We start from the raw sequence: 17,276 nt of genomic DNA on the forward strand, positions 1-17,276 counted from the left end.
GGAACACCTAAAGTGCACGTAAAGTTCACGATTGTGACGGGATTCGCGCCGTTTCCGGGCATTGCCGGTTAAGACATTACGTAGGGGTACTTAGGCTGGCCGAGTGGGCTCGCCTTCGGCATCGCAAACGCCGGACACAAAAAAACCCGCCGAAGCGGGTTTTTTCGACCAGGCCTTGAAGGCTTAGACCGCCTGCGCCGGGTGGGCGTAGCTGATCGGGGCCTTGGCCGGGTCCTTGAAGCTCACTTCTTCCCAGGCCGTGACGTCGGCCATCAGGCTGCGGAGCAGCTTGTTGTTCAGTTCGTGACCCGACTTATGCGCCGAGTACGCGCCGATCAGGCTGTGGCCGAGCATGTAGATGTCGCCGATCGCGTCCAGGATCTTGTGCTTCACGAACTCGTTGTCATAACGAAGGCCATCTTCGTTCAGCACGCGGTAGTCGTCCAGCACCACCGCATTGTCCATCGAACCGCCCAGGGTCAGGTTACGCTCGCGCAGGGCCTCGATATCACGCATGAAACCGAAGGTGCGGGCGCGGCTGACTTCCTTGACGAACGACGTGGTCGAGAAATCCATCTCGGCCTGCGAATTACGCTTATTAAAGAGCGGGTGGTCAAACTCGACCGAGAAGCCCACCTTGAAGCCGTCGAACGGCTCGAGCTTCGCCCACTTGTCGCCGTCGCGGACCACGACCGGCTTCTTGATGCGGATAAAACGCTTCGGGGCGTCCTGCTCCTCGATGCCAGCGGACTGGATCAGGAACACGAACGGACCGGCGCTGCCATCCATGATCGGCACTTCAGGCGCCGACAGATCGACATACGCGTTATCAATACCGAGGCCCGCCATCGCCGAGAGCAAGTGCTCGACCGTGGACACGCGGACATCGCCATGAATAAGCGTCGTGGAAAGACGGGTATCGCCCACGTTTTCCGGACGCGACTTCAGCTCAACCGGCGGGTTGAGGTCAGTGCGGCGGAACACGATGCCCGTGTTCGGGGCGGCGGGGCGGAGCGTCATGTACACCTTGTCGCCCGTGTGGAGGCCGACGCCGGTGGCGCGAATGACGTTCTTAAGCGTGCGCTGCTTGATCATGATGGGTCAAACCTTGGTGGCAGCAGCCAGATGTGGCCGAGATGCTAACACAGTCTTAACCTCGGAATAAACAAACCGGGGAGTACAGTTCCGCCCTGCTTTCACCAGCGCTTCAGCAATTGCTGAGAGCGGTTCTCATTTGGGCCGGAGATTAAACGGCCAGCCGATCTAATGGTTGACCCTTGGGTGCCGCTTTTGTTCCGGAGGGTTATCGCGCGCAAGCGCGCTCCCACAAGAGCACCAGCGCCCTGGTTTGGGGGGCACGAAGGCGCCCCGCCGCCCGGAACGGGAACGGCGGCGGGGCACCCGGGCGGCCCGGCGTCGTGCCGGGCCTGCCCCACGTCATCCCTGACGTGCCTGGTGTATGGCGTATGTGCCGCTTAGTCGGCCTGACGACGCAGGAAGGCCGGGATATCGAGGTAATCGATCGCCGGCTCGCTGGTCTTCGCCGGAGCCGGGGCGGCCTCGCTGCGGACCGACGGGACCGGATCGCTGTGTGCGTAATCGACCACTTCATTACCCGTGCCCGTGCGCAGGACGACCGGGCGCGGACGCTGGCGCATTTCCACGTGCTGCTGGACCGGCTGGCGGATCGGCTGCTTGGCCGCGGCCGTGCCACGGTTCAGGCCAGTCGCGACCACCGTGACGCGGACGTCATCCTGCATGTCCGGGTCGAGCGAGGTGCCGATCACCACGGTCGCGTCTTCCGATGCGAAGTCGTGGATCACGCGGCCGATCTCGTCGAACTCGCGCATGGTCAGGTTCGGGCCCGCCGTGACGTTGACCAGGATGCCGCAGGCGCCGGCCAGGTTCACGTCTTCCAGCAGTGGGTTGTTGATGGCAGATTCGGCGGCAGCCTGCGCGCGGTCATCGCCGCGAGCCGTGCCCGAACCCATCATCGCCATGCCCATCTCGCTCATCACGGTACGCACGTCGGCAAAGTCGACGTTGATCAGGCCCGGAGCCGTGATCAGGTCGGCGATACCCTGGACGGCGCCGAGCAGCACGTCGTTGGCGGCCTTGAAGGCGTTCAGCAGCGTGACTTCACGACCCAGCACCGAAAGCAGCTTCTCGTTCGGCACGGTGATCAGCGAATCCACGTGCTGCGAGAGGTCTTCGATACCCTTCAGGGCGACCTGCATGCGGCGGCGGCCTTCGAACGGGAACGGCTTGGTCACCACGGCGACCGTGAGGATGCCCTTCTCCTTCGCCAGCTGGGCCACGACCGGAGCCGCGCCCGTACCGGTACCACCACCCATGCCGCAGGTGATGAAGACCATGTCGGCGCCTTCGAGCATTTCCTCGATACGCTCACGATCTTCCAGCGCGGCCTGGCGGCCGACTTCCGGGTTGGCGCCCGCGCCCAGGCCCTTGGTGACATTGCCACCGAGCTGCAGGTGCGTACGACCGCCGCAGGTCTTCATGGCCTGCGCGTCGGTGTTAGCGACGACGAATTCCACGCCTTCGATATTGGAGTTCACCATGTGTGCCACGGCATTACCGCCGCCGCCGCCCACGCCGATGACCTTGATGATTGCGTTCGGTGCCAGTTTTTCGATCAGTTCAAACATTTCCCGTCCTCCGCAGAACTTTTAGTTATTTTGGTTTGTATCCCAGGGGCGACTCCTGTCGACCATGGGTTGCGGGCCTTCCTCTTGCCCCGGCGCCCCCCTTCCATCGGGCACCGACAATCCGGTTTGAAACGGTTAGAAGTTCTTCGTGAACCAGCTTCGGAACTTCTCGACCACACTGCCCACGTTGCCCACCGTCGAATGGCTGTGACGTGCGCCACCGCTGCTGGCGCGCGCGCCGTGCAGCAACAGGCCGACACCCGTGGAATGCAGTTCACTGGAGACGACATCGCCCAGGCCGGAAACGTGTTGCGGCACGCCGACGCGGACCATCTTGTGGAAAATCTCTTCCGCCAGTTCGAGCGCGCCTTCCATGCGTGCCGCGCCACCCGTCAACACGATGCCGGCGGCGACGAGGCTTTCGTAACCCGAGCGGCGCAGTTCGTCCTGCACCATCTCAAAGATTTCCTCGTAGCGCGCCTGCACCGACTGGGCGAGCGCCTGGCGGGCCAGGCGACGCGGCGGGCGATCGCCCACGCTCGGCACCTGGATCGTTTCTTCCGCATGTGCCAGCTGCGCAAGCGCACACGCGTACTTGATCTTGATCTCTTCCGCGTGAGCGGTCGGTGTGTGCACGCCGTACGCGATATCGTTCGTCACCTGGTCACCGCCGACCGGCAGCGACTTGGTGTAGCGAATCGAACCCTGTGTGTAGATCGCGATATCGGTCGTGCCGGCGCCGATGTCGACCAGGCATACGCCCAGCTCCAGTTCGTCTTCGGTCAGTACCGACTTCGCGCTGGCGACGGCAGCCGGCACCAGCTCATCCACGGACAGGCCGCAGCGCTGGATGCACTTGGAGATGTTCTGCACGGCGGACGCCGCGCCGGTCACCAGGTGCACGCTGGCTTCCAGGCGCACGCCGCTCATGCCGACCGGGTGGCGGATGCCGTCCTGGCCGTCGATGCGGTATTCCTGCGATTCCTTGTAGAGCACCTTGCGATCGGCCGGGATCGCCACCGCGCTCGCGGCTTCCAGCACCTGCTCCAGGTCGGCCGCCATCACCTCGCGGTCGCGGATCGCCGCGGTGCCGTGCGAGTTGCGGGTCTCCAGGTGGCTGCCGGAGATCGAGGCGTAGACCGAGCGGATATCGCAGCCCGCCATCAGTTCCGCCTCTTCCACGGCGCGCTGGATGGAATGGACCGTCGATTCGATATCGACCACCGAGCCGCGCTTCATGCCGCGCGACACATGGGTGCCGATGCCGATGATCTCGATCGGTTCGCCCGGTTCGTACTCACCCACGATGGCGACCACCTTGGAGGTGCCGATGTCGAGGCCGACGACGAGCTGTTTGTCGTTCTTGTTTCTCATGTGCTAGCTCAGGTTCCGACCTTGGGTGTGGCCGTGTTGTCCGATGGCGGCCACCGGATGGCGAATCCGTTGGTGTAACGCAGGTCAGCGTAGGCGAAGCCGCCACGATGACCGGCAATGAGTTGCGGGTACACATCCAGGAAGCGCGCGAGGCGGCGATCGGCCTGCTCGCGATCGCCGATCACGATCTCGGCGCCGCTATCCATGATCACGCTCCAGCTGCCGCGCTGGGTGAGCGACACGCCGGTGACCGACATGCCCGCCCTGCCCTCGAACGCCTTGCGCACCTGGGCGTAGAAACTCACCACTTCCGCCAGGCGTGAATCCGGACCCGAAAGCCGCGGCAGGTCGCCCATCTGGTCGGCGCCCGGCGCGTCGAACACCTGGCCCTGGCGGCTGATCAGGCGATCTTCGTTCCAGCGTGCGAAGGGCTGCCGCTCGTAAATACGCACCAGCAGTGAATCCGGCCAGCGCTTGCGCACCTCCACCGATTCCACCCACGGCAGCGCACCGATCGAACGACGCACATCTTCCAGGTTGGTCGCGAAGAATCCCTTACCGAGATAAGGAATCGCCGCGCTGCGGATCTGTTCCGCGCTCACGTGGGTGAACTCGGCCTCCACCTTCAGCTGGGTCACCGGCCAGCGGCCGGCGGCGAACCAGCCCTGCATCACGCCGACCACGGGCAACGCCACCAGAGTGATGGCGATAGCCCAGGCGACGATCCGCGTGGCGGCGGCTCCCTTCATTACTTCACGGCCTCCCGTTCCATGGAGGTTTCCAGCACGCGCCAGCACAGGCCCGGGTAATCGAGCCCGGCGACGGCGGCGGCCTTTGGCACCAGTGAATGCGAGGTCATGCCCGGGGCGGTGTTCACCTCAAGCAGCCAGTTCTTGCCGTGGCGGTCGCGCATCACATCGACGCGGCCCCAGCCGAAGCAATCCAGCGCATCGAACGCCGTGAGCGCCAGCGCGCGCATCTCGTCTTCCGCCGCGCCCGACAGGCCCGGGCAGAGGTACTGGGTTTCGTCCGAGATGTACTTGGCGTTGTAGTCGTAGTACTCGCCGGCCGGGACGATCTTGATGGTCGGCAGCACGTCGCGGCCGACGACGCCGACGGTGAACTCGCCGCCTTCGTTCGCATCGCCTTCGATCAACGTTTCCATCAACATGTCGCCGGGGTAACGCTGGGCCAGCGCGACGGCTTCATCGAGGTCTTCTTCCTTGAAGACGCGGGATACACCCACGCTCGAACCTTCCCAAGCCGGCTTCACGATCAGCGGGAAGCCGATCTCGCGCGCCGCGGCGTGCACATCGGCACCGCGCGGCAGCGCCTTGAACTTCGGGGTCGGCAGGCCAAGCGCGAGCCACACCTGCTTGGCGCGAACCTTGTCTAGCGAGAGCGCGGAACCGAGTACGCCCGAACCGGTGTACGGAATACCGAGCGATTGCAGCGCGCCCTGCAGCTCGCCATTCTCGCCACCGGCGCCGTGCAGGATGTTGAACACGCGGGCGAAATGGCCAGCGCGCACGGCATCGAGCAGCGCGGGGATGCCGTCAATCGCATGCGCATCGACGCCGGCACTACGCAGCGCGTCGAGCACGCCCTTGCCGGAGTTCAGCGAAACCTCGCGCTCGGCCGAGTTGCCGCCCATGACCACGGCGACGCGGCCGAACTCGGCGGCATCGGTGACACGGCGCGGGAAGCGGGTGCTGCTCATTACTTTGCGGTCCTCAGGTTGCCGGAGTTACCCAGCTCCACCGCCGCGGCACCGATATCACCGGCACCGAGCAGCATGATCAGGTCGTTATCGCGGGCCAGCGCGGAAAGCGTGGCACGCAGGTCCCGCGGGTGATCGACCAACACCGGATCGGTCTTGCCGCGCGCACGGATCGCACGGGCCAGGGCCTTGCCGTCGGCGCCGGCAATCGGCGATTCGCCGGCCGGGTAGACCTCGGTGAGCACCAGCACGTCGGTTTCAGCGAGCACGTTGGCGAAGTCGTCGAGCAGGTCGCGCGTACGGCTGTAGCGATGCGGCTGGAACGCCACCACCAGGCGGCGATCCGGCCAGCCGCCCCGGGCAGCGGCAAACACCGCCGCAAGCTCACGCGGGTGGTGGCCGTAGTCATCGACCAGCAGCGCGCTGCCCTGGTCGAGCGCGATCTCGCCACGGCGATGGAAACGGCGGCCCACGCCTTCGAACGCGGCCAGCGCGTGCGCGATAGCGGCAGGCTCCACGCCCAGCTGCCAGCCGACGGCCGCCGCGGCGAGCGCGTTCTGCACGTTGTGCCGGCCCGGCAGGTTCAGCGTCACGGCGACCGCATCGGCCAGTCCTGGCAGGTGCAGGTCGAACTGCATCTGGAAACCCACCTGGCGGACGTTCGTCGCGGTGACGTCGGCCGCGGCGTTATCGATGCCGTAGGTGATCAGGCGGCGCGAGGTGTCCTGCGCCAGCTTCTTCGTTTCTTCGTCATCGATGCAAAGCACAGCCATGCCGTAGAACGGCAGGCGGTGCAGGAAGTCGGCAAACGCCTTCTTCACCTGGGCGAAATCGCCGTTGTAATTCTCAAGGTGGTCGGCATCGATGTTGGTGACCACGGCCATGACCGGCGACAACATCAGGAACGAACCATCGGACTCGTCGGCTTCGGCGACCAGGTACTGACCCGTGCCAAGACGTGCGTTCGCACCGGCGGCGTTGAGCTGGCCACCGATCACGAAGGTCGGATCGTAGTCGGCTTCGGCAAGCACGCTGGCGACCAGGCTGGTGGTCGTGGTCTTGCCGTGGGTGCCGGCGATCGCGATGCCACGACGGAAGCGCATCAGTTCGCCGAGCATTTCCGCACGCGGCACCACCGGGATGCGCGACGCATGCGCCGCGACGAGCTCGGGGTTGTCCTGGCGGATCGCGCTGGAGATCACTACGACGTCGACACCATCGATGTTCGCGGCTTCATGCCCGATACGTACATCCACGCCCAGCTTGCCGAGGCGCTCCGTCGTCGGCGACGGCGCCCGGTCGGAGCCGGACACGCTGTAACCCAGGTTCGCCAGGACTTCGGCGATACCGCTCATGCCCACGCCGCCCACGCCAATGAAATGGACGCGACGGAACGAAGTCATGAAATCATCGTGTGCGCGCAAACGACCAGTCGTCATGCGGAAACCTCCATGCAGTGACGGGCAATCGTTGATGCAGCGTCGGGTTTGGCCAGCGAGCGCGATGCGCTCGCCGCGGTAAGGATCTGTTCGCGGTCGGCGAACAGATCGACAAGCAGTTGCGCGAGGACGCGCGGCGCATCCGCCTCGTTGAGCGAGGCATCGGTGATGATGCGTGCACCGCCGACGTCGACCATCGCGCGGGCATTCGCCGTCTGGTGATCGTCCACTGCATGCGGGAACGGCACCAGCACGGCTTCGAGGCCCGCGGCGCACAGTTCGGCGACCGTGAGCGCGCCCGCCCGGCAGACCACGACATCGGTCCACTCGTAAGCGCCAGCCATATCGTCGATGAAGGGCACGACGTTGGCGGCGATGCCTGCCGCGGTGTACGCGTCGACAGCGTCCTGCAGGCCGCGCTCGCCGGTCTGGTGGACCACGTCCGGGCGCACGTCATGGGCAGCGAGCAAGGCCAGCGCCTTCGGCACGCTCGTATTCAAGGTACGCGCGCCGAGGCTTCCGCCCAGTACCAGCAGGCGCGGCGCACCGGTGCGCTGGTTGAAGCGAACGGCCGGTGCGGGAAGCGCCGCGATCGATGCGCGCACCGGGTTACCGACCCACTGCGCACCTGGCAGCACATTCGGGAAGCCGGTGAGCACGCGCTTCGCGAACGAAGCGAGCTTGCGGTTGGTGAAGCCGGCGACGGCGTTCTGTTCGTGCACGACCAGCGGGATGCCGGCGAGGCGCGCGGCGACACCGGCAGGGCCGGCGACATAGCCACCCATCGACAGCACGCAGCGCGGACGCAGCTTGCGCAGCAAGGCCAGCGCCTCGAACAGTGCGCGCGCCAGCATCAGCGGCGCCATCACGCGGGTCTTCACGCCCTTGCCGCGCAGGCCGCCCACCTTCATGGTGTGCAGTTCGATGTCGTGCGCCGGCACCACGCGGGTTTCCATGCCACCCGCGGCGCCCAGCCACGCCACCGGCACGCCCTGCGCACGCAGTTCGTCCGCCACGGCCAGGCCGGGGAAGATGTGGCCGCCGGTACCGCCGGCCATGATCAGCACGGGGCCGCTCATGCGAGCCCCCCGATCGGCGCGGCGGTGGGTACGGCGGCCGCCGGGTTACGCACCGCCGTCTGGCGGGCATCTTCGGCACGGCTGATTTCGAAGGTCGCGCGCAGCAGCACGCCGACCATGCAGCAGGTCATGAGCACCGACGAACCGCCCGAGCTGATCAACGGCAGGGTCAGGCCCTTGGTCGGCAGCACGCCCAGGTTCACGCCGATCGAGACCATGGCCTGGAAGCCCAGCATCAACGAGATGCCGTAAGCGACGTAGCCCGAGAAGCGGTGGCCAAGTTCAACGCCCTTCAGGCCGATGTACAGGCCACGGCCGACGAGCACCACGTACAGGCCAATGACGGTAGCGATACCGGCCAGGCCGAGTTCTTCGGCGAGCACGGCCAGGATGAAGTCGGTATGCGCTTCGGGCAGGTAGAACAGCTTCTGCACGCTGGATCCCAGGCCCACACCCAGCCACTCGCCGCGACCCACGGCGATCAGGGCCTGGGTCAGCTGGAAGCCGTCGTTGAACGGGTCCTTCCACGGATCGAGGAATGAGGTAAGGCGCTTAATGCGGTAATCCTCGGCGGTCGCCGCATAGATCAGCAGCGGCACCAGCGGCAGCGCCAACAGGAACAGGTTGCGCATGCGCGCGCCGGCCAGCCAGACCATGCCGACCGTGGTGGCGACGACCAGCGCGGCCGAGCCGAAGTCGGGCTGGGCCAGCAGCAACAGCACGATAAAGCCGGCGACGGCGATGGGCTTCACCACGCCGAACAGTTCGTACTCGACGCCTTCGCGGTGGCGCACGAGGTAGCTGGACAGGTAGGCAACCATGATCAGCTTCATCGCCTCCACCGGCTGGAAGCTGGTGACGAACAGGTTGATCCAGCGGCGCGCACCGTTGATGCGCATGCCGAAGCCCGGCACGAAGACCAGCAGCAGGCCGATCACGCCGAGCAAGAGCAGCAAGGTGCTGTGCTTCTCGATGACCTTCAGCTCGGTGCGCATGGCGACGCCGGCGAGGATGCAGCCACCGACCAGGAAACCGACGTGCTTCTTCAGGTAATAGAAGGCGCCCACGTGCGAGCCATCGGCCACGGCGATCGAGCTGGACGTGACCATCACCACGCCGATCGCCGCGAGCGCGAGCGCAGCCACGAGCAACGGGGTGTCGAAACTCCCCCGTGGGCCCTGACGGCGCTGTGCCTGCTTGTTACCGAAGCCGAACATGTTCCTTAGCGCACCTTCAACGTGGCAAGACCAATGAGCACCAGCACGACGCTGATGATCCAGAAACGAACGATGACCCGCGGCTCGGGCCAGCCCTTCAGTTCAAAGTGGTGGTGGATCGGCGCCATGCGGAAGATCCGCTTACCGCGCAGCTTGAAGCTGCCCACCTGCAACATCACCGAGGCGGTTTCCATGACGAACACACCGCCCATCACCAGCAGCACGATTTCCTGGCGCACGATCAGCGCCACGCAACCCAGGGCCGCGCCGATCGCCAGCGCGCCTACGTCGCCCATGAACACCTGCGCCGGGTACGTGTTGAACCAGAGGAAGCCGAGGCCCGCACCGGCCAGCGCGCTGCAGAAGATCGCCAGCTCACCCGCACCCGGGATGCTCGGGATACCGAGGTATTCGGAGAACAGCTTGTTACCGGCCAGGTAGGCAAAGATGCCCAGCGCGCCGGAAACCAGCACGCTCGGCATGATCGCCAGGCCATCCAGGCCGTCGGTCAGGTTCACCGCGTTGGAGAAGCCTACGATGATGAAATAGCCGACCACCACGAAGAGCAGGCCCAGCGGCAACGCGACCTGCTTGAACAGCGGCACGTACAGCGCGGTCTCGGCGGGCAACTGGTGCGTGTAATAGAGGAACAGCGCAGCGGCCAGGCCGAACACTGATTGCCAGAAGTATTTCCAGCGGCTGGCGAGGCCACGGCTGTCCTTCAGCACAAGCTTGCGGTAGTCGTCGTAGAAACCGATCGCGCCGAACGCCAGGGTGACCAGCAGCACCACCCAGATGTAGCGGTTGTTGAGGTCAGCCCACAGCAGCGTGGCGATGCCGATCGCAAACAGGATCAGCGTGCCGCCCATGGTCGGCGTGCCAGCCTTGGAAAGATGGGTCTGCGGACCATCGCTGCGCACGACCTGGCCGGCCTTCAACGCGGCCAGCTTGCGGATCAGCGCGGGGCCCAGCAGCAACGACACGCTCAGCGCGGTGAGCGCCGCCATGATCGCGCGGAAGGTGATGTACTGGAAAAGATGCAACGACGTGAAGTGCCGGCCCATCCATTCCGCTAGTTCAAGCAGCATGGGATGCTCCTTCAGCGTACGTCTTCATCGCCGCGACGACCCGCTCCATACCGGACGACCGCGAACCCTTCACCAGGACCGTGACGCCCTCGTGGATCTGCGCACACGCTGCCTCGATGAGGTCTTCCTGCGTGGCGAAATGCTGTGCGCCGGCGCCAAAAGCTCCGACGGCGGCGGCGCTCTTCACGCCGGTGGCGAGCAAGCGCTCGATACCGCGCTGGTGGGCCAGCTTGCCGATACCGGCGTGCAGCTTCAGCGTGTCGGCACCGAGTTCGGCCATGTCGCCGAGGATCAGCCAGCGTTCGCCAGCGGCCAGCGCCAGGGTATCGATCGCCGCGGCGGCCGAACCTGGGTTGGCGTTGTAACTATCGTCGATCAGCGTCCAGCCGCCCGGCATCGGCTCGAGCACCAGGCGGCCCGCGACGTGCGGTACCTGCTCCAGGCCTTCCACGATGGTCTGCACCGGCACATCGAGCGCGACAGCGATGGCAGCGGCGGCGAGCGCGTTGGCCACGTTATGCCGGCCGGCCAGCGGCAGGTGCACGTCGCCATCGCCGTGCGGAGTGGAAAGGACGAAGTGAGTGCCATCGATACGTTCGTCAACGATATCTGCACCCATATCCGCGCGATGTTCCAGGCCGTAGCTCAGCACGCGGCGGGTACCGGCCAGGCCGGTGAACAGGCCGACGAAACGTGTTTCATCGACATTGATGATGGCGACGCCGTCGGCTGGCAGCGACCGGTATAGCGCGCCCTTGGTTTCAGCGACGCCTTCGATCGTGCCCATGCGCTCAAGATGCGCGGCAGCGATGGAATTGACGAGGCCGATATCGGGCCGCGCGATGGCAGCCAGGTAATCGATATCGCCCGGCTTGCCCGCGCCCATCTCGAGCACGGCGTATTCGGTGTCTTCCGGCATCGCCAGCAACGTGAGCGGCATGCCGATCTCGTTGTTGTAGTTACCGGCGTTGACGTGGGTGCGGCCGTGGCGCGAGAGGATCGACGCGGTGAGGGTCTTCACCGTGGTCTTGCCATTCGAACCGGTGATGCCGATGACGCGCACCTTATTGTTCTGCGCGCGCACCGAACTGGCCAGGTCGCCCAGCGCCAGCTGCGTGTCGTTGACGATGACCTGCGGCAGGTCCACGGCAACCGGGTGCGTCACCAGCGCGGCGACAGCGCCCTTTTCGGCGGCGGCAGCGACATAGTCGTGACCATCGACATGCTCGCCAGGCATGGCGACGAACAGGTCACCCTTCTGCACCTTGCGGGTATCGATAGCGAAACCGGTGACGTCGACATCGGCACCCTGCAGGCGGCCGCGGGTCCAGAGGGCGACGGCGGAGAGACGCATCATGCGCGTGCCCCCTTCGCGGCCGGCTGGGCCATGAGGCCCTGGGCCACCGCCAGGTCATCGAACGGCAGCTTGCCGTCCGGGCCTTCCTGGTAGGTTTCGTGGCCCTTGCCGGCGATCAAAACGACATCGTCGGCTTTTGCACCGTTCAGCGCGAGCGCAATGGCTTTCGCCCGGTCGCGTTCAACGGCTACCGTTTCCGGATGCACGAAGCCCGCGACGATCTGCGCCACGATGGCATCGCCATCTTCCGTGCGCGGGTTGTCATCGGTAACGATCACCACATCGGCGAGACGCTCGGCGATGCCGGCCATGATCGGGCGCTTGCCCACGTCACGGTCGCCGCCCGCGCCAAACACGCAGATGAGCTTGCCCTTGGTATGCGAACGCAGCGCCAGCAGCGCCTGTTTCAGCGCATCGGGCGTATGCGAGTAATCAACCACCACCAGCGGCTTCTTGCCATCACCACCGAGGCGGCTCATCCGGCCATTGACCGGCTCAAGCGCTTCCAGCGCGGCGTGGATCTTCTCGAACGGCTCGCCCAGCGCGCCCAGCACCGCGGCCACGGCCAGCAGGTTGGCGACATTGAAGCGGCCGAGCAGCGCGCTGCGCACGGTGCGCATGCCCCACGGGGTCGTGAGGTTGAACGAAAGGCCCTTCGCCGACGTGACCACGATATCCGCGCGGACCTCGGCATCCTTCTCGGTCGCCTCATGCGCCATGGAGGTGCGCAGCTTGGCCACGCCTGCCGGCAGGCCCTTCGCCAGCTTCGCGCCGAAGGCGTCATCCACGTTGATCACGGCGGCCTTCAAGCCTTCGAACGCAAACAGCTTCGCCTTGGCGGCGCCGTAGGCGTCCATGGTGCCGTGGTAATCAAGGTGGTCGCGGGTCAGGTTGGTGAACACCGCCACGTCGAAGCCGACCGCGTTGACGCGGCCCTGCTCCAGCGCATGCGAGGAGACTTCCATCGCCACGTGGGTCGCACCGGCGTCGCGGAACGAGGCGAACAGGCCCTGCATGCTGATCGCATCCGGGGTGGTCCGCTCACCTTCGACCACGGCGCCATGCATGCCCGCGCCGAGCGTGCCTATCGTGGCCGGCTTGCGGTGCAGGAAGGCCAGCGCCTGGGCCAGCAGCTGCACGGTCGAGGTCTTGCCGTTGGTACCGGTAATACCGATCACCTCCAGCGCCTTCGTCGGCTCAGCATGGAAGCGGGCGGCGATGGCACCGGTGTGCTCGCGCAGGTCGTTCACCGTGATCACGGGCACGCCCGGATCGGCCGCGTCGAACGGCGCCTCGGCCAGGATGACGACCGCGCCGTTTTCCACGGCCTTCGCCGCGAAATCCATGCCGTGGCCCTTGCCACCGCGCAGCGCCACGAAGGCATAGCCTGCGGCGATCTCGCGCGAGTCCAGCGAAAGGCCCGAAACGAGAATTTCGCCGGCACCCTGGGCGTCGGCGAAACCCTTCAGAAGTTCGTTGAGGTTCATGCTCGTCATGGCACCACCTCTTCGGCCGCGCTTTCATCCGCGGCAGGTGGTGCGTTGGTTGTGCCGATCATCCCGCCCTGGCTTGGGCCGCCGGCGTACCAGCGGCCGACGTTGTCAGGCGGAATATCGAGGAGGCGGACGGCGCCGGTCATGACATTGGCGAACGCCGGGCCGGCCACCGAGCCGCCATAGTAATGGCCGCCCTTCGGGTCGTTGATCACGACCACGGTGACCAGGCGCGGGTTGCTGGCCGGGATCATGCCGACGAACAGGGAGATGTAATTGTTGGCGAAGTAACCGCCAGCGGAATTCTTGTGCGAAGTACCGGTCTTGCCGGCCACGCTGTAGTTCGCGACCGAGGCAAAGCCGAAACCGGTACCGCCCGGCGACACCACGGTTTCCAGCATGCGCACGAGTTCGTGGGCGATCTCCGGGGTGACAATCTGGTTCGGCGGGTTATCCGCGCCCTTGATGAAGCTCGGCGCGCGGTACGCACCGCCGTTGGCAATCGCGGCGTAGCCGGTCGCCAGCTGCAGCGGGGTCACGTTGAGGTTGTAGCCATAGGCGAGGCGCGACTTTTCAATCGGCTTCCAGGTACGCCCGACCGGCAGGTAGCCCGAGGCTTCGCCGGGGAAGCCGCTGCCCGTGCTGTTGCCCAGGCCGAACGACTTGTACATGTCGTACATCTGGTTGGTGTCCAGCGTCATCGCGATCTTGGCCGCGCCAACGTTGGAGGACTTGGTGATCACACCGGTCGGCGTGAGCGTGCCCCAGTTATGCGTATCGCGCACCGGGTGGCCGCCCATCATCCAGGTGCCCGGCGAGGTCTCGATCAGCGGCGAGGTGGGCGTGTACTTGCCGCTACTCAGCGCGGCGGCCATGGTGAACGCCTTCATGGTCGAGCCCGGCTCGACCACGTCGGTCACCGCGCGATTGCGGCGATCACCAGGGCTGCTGCCACGTACGGCATTCGGGTTGAACGACGGCAGGTTGGCCATGCCCAGCACTTCGCCGGTGTGCACGTCCATCACCACGATCGACCCGGAATCGGCCTTGTTCTTCTCCAGCGTATCCTTCAATGCGCTATACGCGAGGTACTGGATGCGCCGATCGATCGAGAGCGTGAGATCACGTCCCGGCTGCGGTTCGCGCACCAGCTCGACGTCTTCCACCACGTGGCCCATGCGGTCGCGGATCACGCGCTTCGCACCCGGCTTGCCGGCCAGCCACTGGTCAAAGGCCAGTTCCAGGCCTTCCTGGCCGTGGTCGTCGATGTTGGTGAAGCCGAGGATATGGCTGTTCACCGCACCGGACGGGTAATAGCGGCGGTATTCGCGCTGCGAGTTAATGCCCGGGATCTTCAGGTCCATGATCGCCTGCGCGTCTTCCGGACGCATCTGGCGGGTGATGTACATGAATTCCTTGTCGGCGCGCTGCTCGATCTTCGATTTCAGGTCTTCCGCATCGACATGCAGCGCCTTCGCCAGGTCGGGAATGCGATCGGCGTTCTCGAGCAGCTCCGGCGGGTTCGCCCAGATCGAGGCGACCGGCGTCGACACGGCGAGCGGCTCGCCGTTGCGATCGAAGATCGTGCCGCGCGAGACGGCGATCGGCATTTCACGCAGGAAGCGGGCGTCGCCCTGGTCCTGGTAGAACTGCTTGCGCACCACCTGCAGGTCGAACGCGCGCACGAGCAGGCCCGAGGCCGCCACGCAGAGCACCGCGACCATCACGGTCATGCGCTTGCGCGGGCTCGGGCCCTGGCCGCGGCGGCGGCTGGGAACGACGAGCTTGCCCTGGCGCGCCCTCATCGGCGCACCAACTGGATATCTTGCGGCTTCGGCGTGAACATGCCGAGCTTCTCGCGTGCATCGCCATCGATGCGGCTGGGCTCGGCGTACGTAGCCTGCTCGAGTTCGAGGCGGCCGTATTCCACGCCGAGGTCATCCTTCTGCGTCTGCAGGCGGGAGAGTTCGACGAAGAGCACACGGCTCTCGTGGCGCGTCCACACCACGCCGATCGCGCTGCCGATAACGGCTAGCAGCAGTAGCGTGAGGCAGAGCGCGCCAAAGGTCTTCATGCGAGCTTCTCCGCGATGCGCAGCACGGCGGAGCGCGAACGCGGGTTCGCGGCCACTTCGGCATCGGAGGCGAAGATCGCCTTGCCCACCGGCTTCAGGCGCGCCGGCGGCGCTTCCTTCGGCGGGCCACGGCGGCTGCCCTGCACGCGGCCTTCGTGCGAGCGGATGAACTGCTTCACGATCCGGTCTTCCAGCGAATGGAAGCTGATGACGGCGAGGCGGCCACCGGGGGCGAGCAGTTCCAGCGCGGCATCGAGACCGCGCTCCACGGAGGAAAGCTCCTCGTTCACGCGGATACGCAGCGCCTGGAACGTGCGGGTAGCCGGGTTCTTGCCCGGCTCGCGGCGGACGCCGCACTTCATGACCAGGTCGACGAGTTCGCCGGTGCGGGTGACCGGCGCGGTGGCGCGGCGCTCGACGACCGCCTTGGCGATTCGGCGGCTGAAGCGCTCATCGCCGAAGCGCCAGAGCACGTCGGCGATCTCGGCTTCGTCGGCATCGCGCAGGAATTCCGCGGCGCTGATGCCGCGGGTTGTATCCATGCGCATATCGAGCGGCGCATCGACCTGAAAGCTGAAACCGCGGCTGCCATCATCGAGCTGTGGCGACGACACACCCAGGTCGAGCAGGATGCCGTCGAGGCCGGCTTCGCTCAGCGCGGCCCAGTCGCCCATGGTGGCGAAGTTATCGTGGCGCAGTGAAACGCGCGGATCGGTGGCGAGGCCAGCTTCGGCGACCGCGATCGCGGTGGGGTCGCGATCCATGAGGAACAGGCGACCGGCGGCGGAAAGGCGCGCAAGGACCGCCGTGGCGTGTCCGCCTCGGCCGAAGGTCCCGTCCAGGTAGCGCCCGTTCTCGCGCACGGCAAGACCCTCCACTGCTTCGTCGAGCATCACCGGGATGTGCACTTCGCGCCCCGCCATCGCTGCATCCCGCTCTGAATTCACTGACAACCTGTTCTTCGAGTGTTTGACCGTTACAACCGCAGCTCCGCCATGTCGTCGCTGACTTCGTCCTCGGTGATCGTTTGACGGATCTTCGCGAGGTGGGCTTGTTCGCTCCAAAGCTCGAACTTGCTGCCCATGCCGAGAAGCACGGCCTTTTTCTCGATACCCGCTGCCGCTCGCTGGCTAGCCGGCAGGAGGATGCGAGCCGCACCGTCGGGTTCGACGATGGCGGCAGCGCCGACCAGCTTCATCTGCAGGTTGCGGTGTACGGCTTTTACGGAAGGAAGCTTGTTGACGTCATCGCGTACCCGCTCCCATTCCTCGTAAGGAAAGATCCACAGGCAACCGGTTTCGAAGGGGTTATAGGTGACCACCAAACGATTTCCGCAGACGTCAGCCACCTGATCCCGATACGAAGTCGGAATCGTCAGACGGCCTTTGTCGTCGACCGTGATGGCTGTTTCACCTTGGAACATCTCTGATTGCCCGCCCCACCAAATCCCACGATTTCACACTGGGGCCCACGATAGTCTCGGGTCCTGAGACTGTCAAGGAATTTTTACTTGTGAATCAAGGAGAAAGCTCCTGTTCATCACTAATTCCAGCCATTTCTGAGCAATCTACGGAAGGTGGTTGAATCGCAGGGATTTTTTATTGCGAAACGCGCAACATCAGCCCTCGCCTGAGGGCGGAATCAGGCGTGTGACTGAACTCACATTCACGTGGGGATGACCGTTGGGTGGGCCTACAGGCGATGCGATACCCCTGTAGGAGCGCGCTTGCGCGCGATGGGTGCTCGCGGCAAACCCATCGCGCGCAAGC

Annotated in this window: 15 protein-coding genes; all 15 read right to left on the bottom strand. The window is 65.5% G+C overall.

Annotated features, from left to right (window positions below):
* Window positions 1-183 precede the first annotated feature (183 nt).
* Window positions 184-1,095: a UDP-3-O-acyl-N-acetylglucosamine deacetylase gene (gene lpxC / locus VGN46_RS02060; RefSeq protein WP_331640095.1), complete on the bottom strand. Its 912-nt coding sequence runs from the start codon at window positions 1,093-1,095 to the stop codon at window positions 184-186.
* Window positions 1,096-1,475: 380 nt separating this feature from the next.
* Window positions 1,476-2,666 (bottom strand): cell division protein FtsZ, encoded by a 1,191-nt coding sequence (ftsZ, locus tag VGN46_RS02065; protein ID WP_331640097.1) that lies wholly within the window; start codon window positions 2,664-2,666, stop codon window positions 1,476-1,478.
* A 135-nt stretch (window positions 2,667-2,801) separates the two neighbouring features.
* Window positions 2,802-4,040, bottom strand: a complete 1,239-nt coding sequence (gene ftsA / locus VGN46_RS02070; protein ID WP_331640099.1) for a cell division protein FtsA — start codon at window positions 4,038-4,040, stop codon at window positions 2,802-2,804.
* An 8-nt stretch (window positions 4,041-4,048) separates the two neighbouring features.
* The gene (locus VGN46_RS02075; RefSeq protein WP_331640101.1) at window positions 4,049-4,789 is read right to left on the bottom strand and encodes a cell division protein FtsQ/DivIB; all 741 of its coding nucleotides are present in this window, start codon (window positions 4,787-4,789) and stop codon (window positions 4,049-4,051) included.
* A complete protein-coding gene (locus tag VGN46_RS02080) occupies window positions 4,789-5,760 on the bottom strand; it encodes a D-alanine--D-alanine ligase (protein WP_331640103.1) in 972 nt (323 codons plus the stop codon). The genes VGN46_RS02075 and VGN46_RS02080 overlap by 1 nt, the downstream gene beginning before the upstream one ends.
* Complete coding sequence (murC, locus tag VGN46_RS02085) at window positions 5,760-7,199, bottom strand: UDP-N-acetylmuramate--L-alanine ligase (RefSeq protein WP_331640105.1); 1,440 nt, start codon at window positions 7,197-7,199, stop codon at window positions 5,760-5,762. The genes VGN46_RS02080 and murC overlap by 1 nt, the downstream gene beginning before the upstream one ends.
* Window positions 7,196-8,278, bottom strand: a complete 1,083-nt coding sequence (gene murG, locus VGN46_RS02090) for an undecaprenyldiphospho-muramoylpentapeptide beta-N-acetylglucosaminyltransferase (RefSeq protein WP_331640107.1) — start codon at window positions 8,276-8,278, stop codon at window positions 7,196-7,198. Before murG ends, murC begins: the two co-directional genes overlap by 4 nt.
* A complete protein-coding gene (ftsW, locus tag VGN46_RS02095) occupies window positions 8,275-9,495 on the bottom strand; it encodes a putative lipid II flippase FtsW (protein ID WP_331640109.1) in 1,221 nt (406 codons plus the stop codon). Before ftsW ends, murG begins: the two co-directional genes overlap by 4 nt.
* A 5-nt stretch (window positions 9,496-9,500) precedes the next feature.
* Window positions 9,501-10,583: a phospho-N-acetylmuramoyl-pentapeptide-transferase gene (mraY, locus tag VGN46_RS02100; protein ID WP_331640111.1), complete on the bottom strand. Its 1,083-nt coding sequence runs from the start codon at window positions 10,581-10,583 to the stop codon at window positions 9,501-9,503.
* Window positions 10,573-11,940, bottom strand: a complete 1,368-nt coding sequence (locus tag VGN46_RS02105) for a UDP-N-acetylmuramoyl-tripeptide--D-alanyl-D-alanine ligase (RefSeq protein ID WP_331640113.1) — start codon at window positions 11,938-11,940, stop codon at window positions 10,573-10,575. Before VGN46_RS02105 ends, mraY begins: the two co-directional genes overlap by 11 nt.
* A complete protein-coding gene (locus VGN46_RS02110; RefSeq protein WP_331640115.1) occupies window positions 11,937-13,436 on the bottom strand; it encodes a UDP-N-acetylmuramoyl-L-alanyl-D-glutamate--2,6-diaminopimelate ligase in 1,500 nt (499 codons plus the stop codon). The genes VGN46_RS02105 and VGN46_RS02110 overlap by 4 nt, the downstream gene beginning before the upstream one ends.
* Window positions 13,433-15,238 (bottom strand): penicillin-binding protein 2, encoded by a 1,806-nt coding sequence (locus tag VGN46_RS02115; protein ID WP_331640117.1) that lies wholly within the window; start codon window positions 15,236-15,238, stop codon window positions 13,433-13,435. The genes VGN46_RS02110 and VGN46_RS02115 overlap by 4 nt, the downstream gene beginning before the upstream one ends.
* Window positions 15,235-15,507: a cell division protein FtsL gene (ftsL, locus tag VGN46_RS02120; RefSeq protein ID WP_331640119.1), complete on the bottom strand. Its 273-nt coding sequence runs from the start codon at window positions 15,505-15,507 to the stop codon at window positions 15,235-15,237. Before ftsL ends, VGN46_RS02115 begins: the two co-directional genes overlap by 4 nt.
* Window positions 15,504-16,430 carry a 16S rRNA (cytosine(1402)-N(4))-methyltransferase RsmH gene (gene rsmH / locus VGN46_RS02125; RefSeq protein WP_331640123.1) on the bottom strand — a complete coding sequence of 309 codons (927 nt, stop codon included), beginning with the start codon at window positions 16,428-16,430 and terminating at the stop codon, window positions 15,504-15,506. The genes ftsL and rsmH overlap by 4 nt, the downstream gene beginning before the upstream one ends.
* A 53-nt stretch (window positions 16,431-16,483) precedes the next feature.
* A complete protein-coding gene (mraZ, locus tag VGN46_RS02130; RefSeq protein ID WP_331640121.1) occupies window positions 16,484-16,930 on the bottom strand; it encodes a division/cell wall cluster transcriptional repressor MraZ in 447 nt (148 codons plus the stop codon).
* Between the last annotated feature and the right edge of the window lie 346 nt (window positions 16,931-17,276).

Origin of the sequence: Luteibacter sp., from assembly GCF_036500425.1 — a bacterium.
Classification (GTDB): domain Bacteria; phylum Pseudomonadota; class Gammaproteobacteria; order Xanthomonadales; family Rhodanobacteraceae; genus Luteibacter.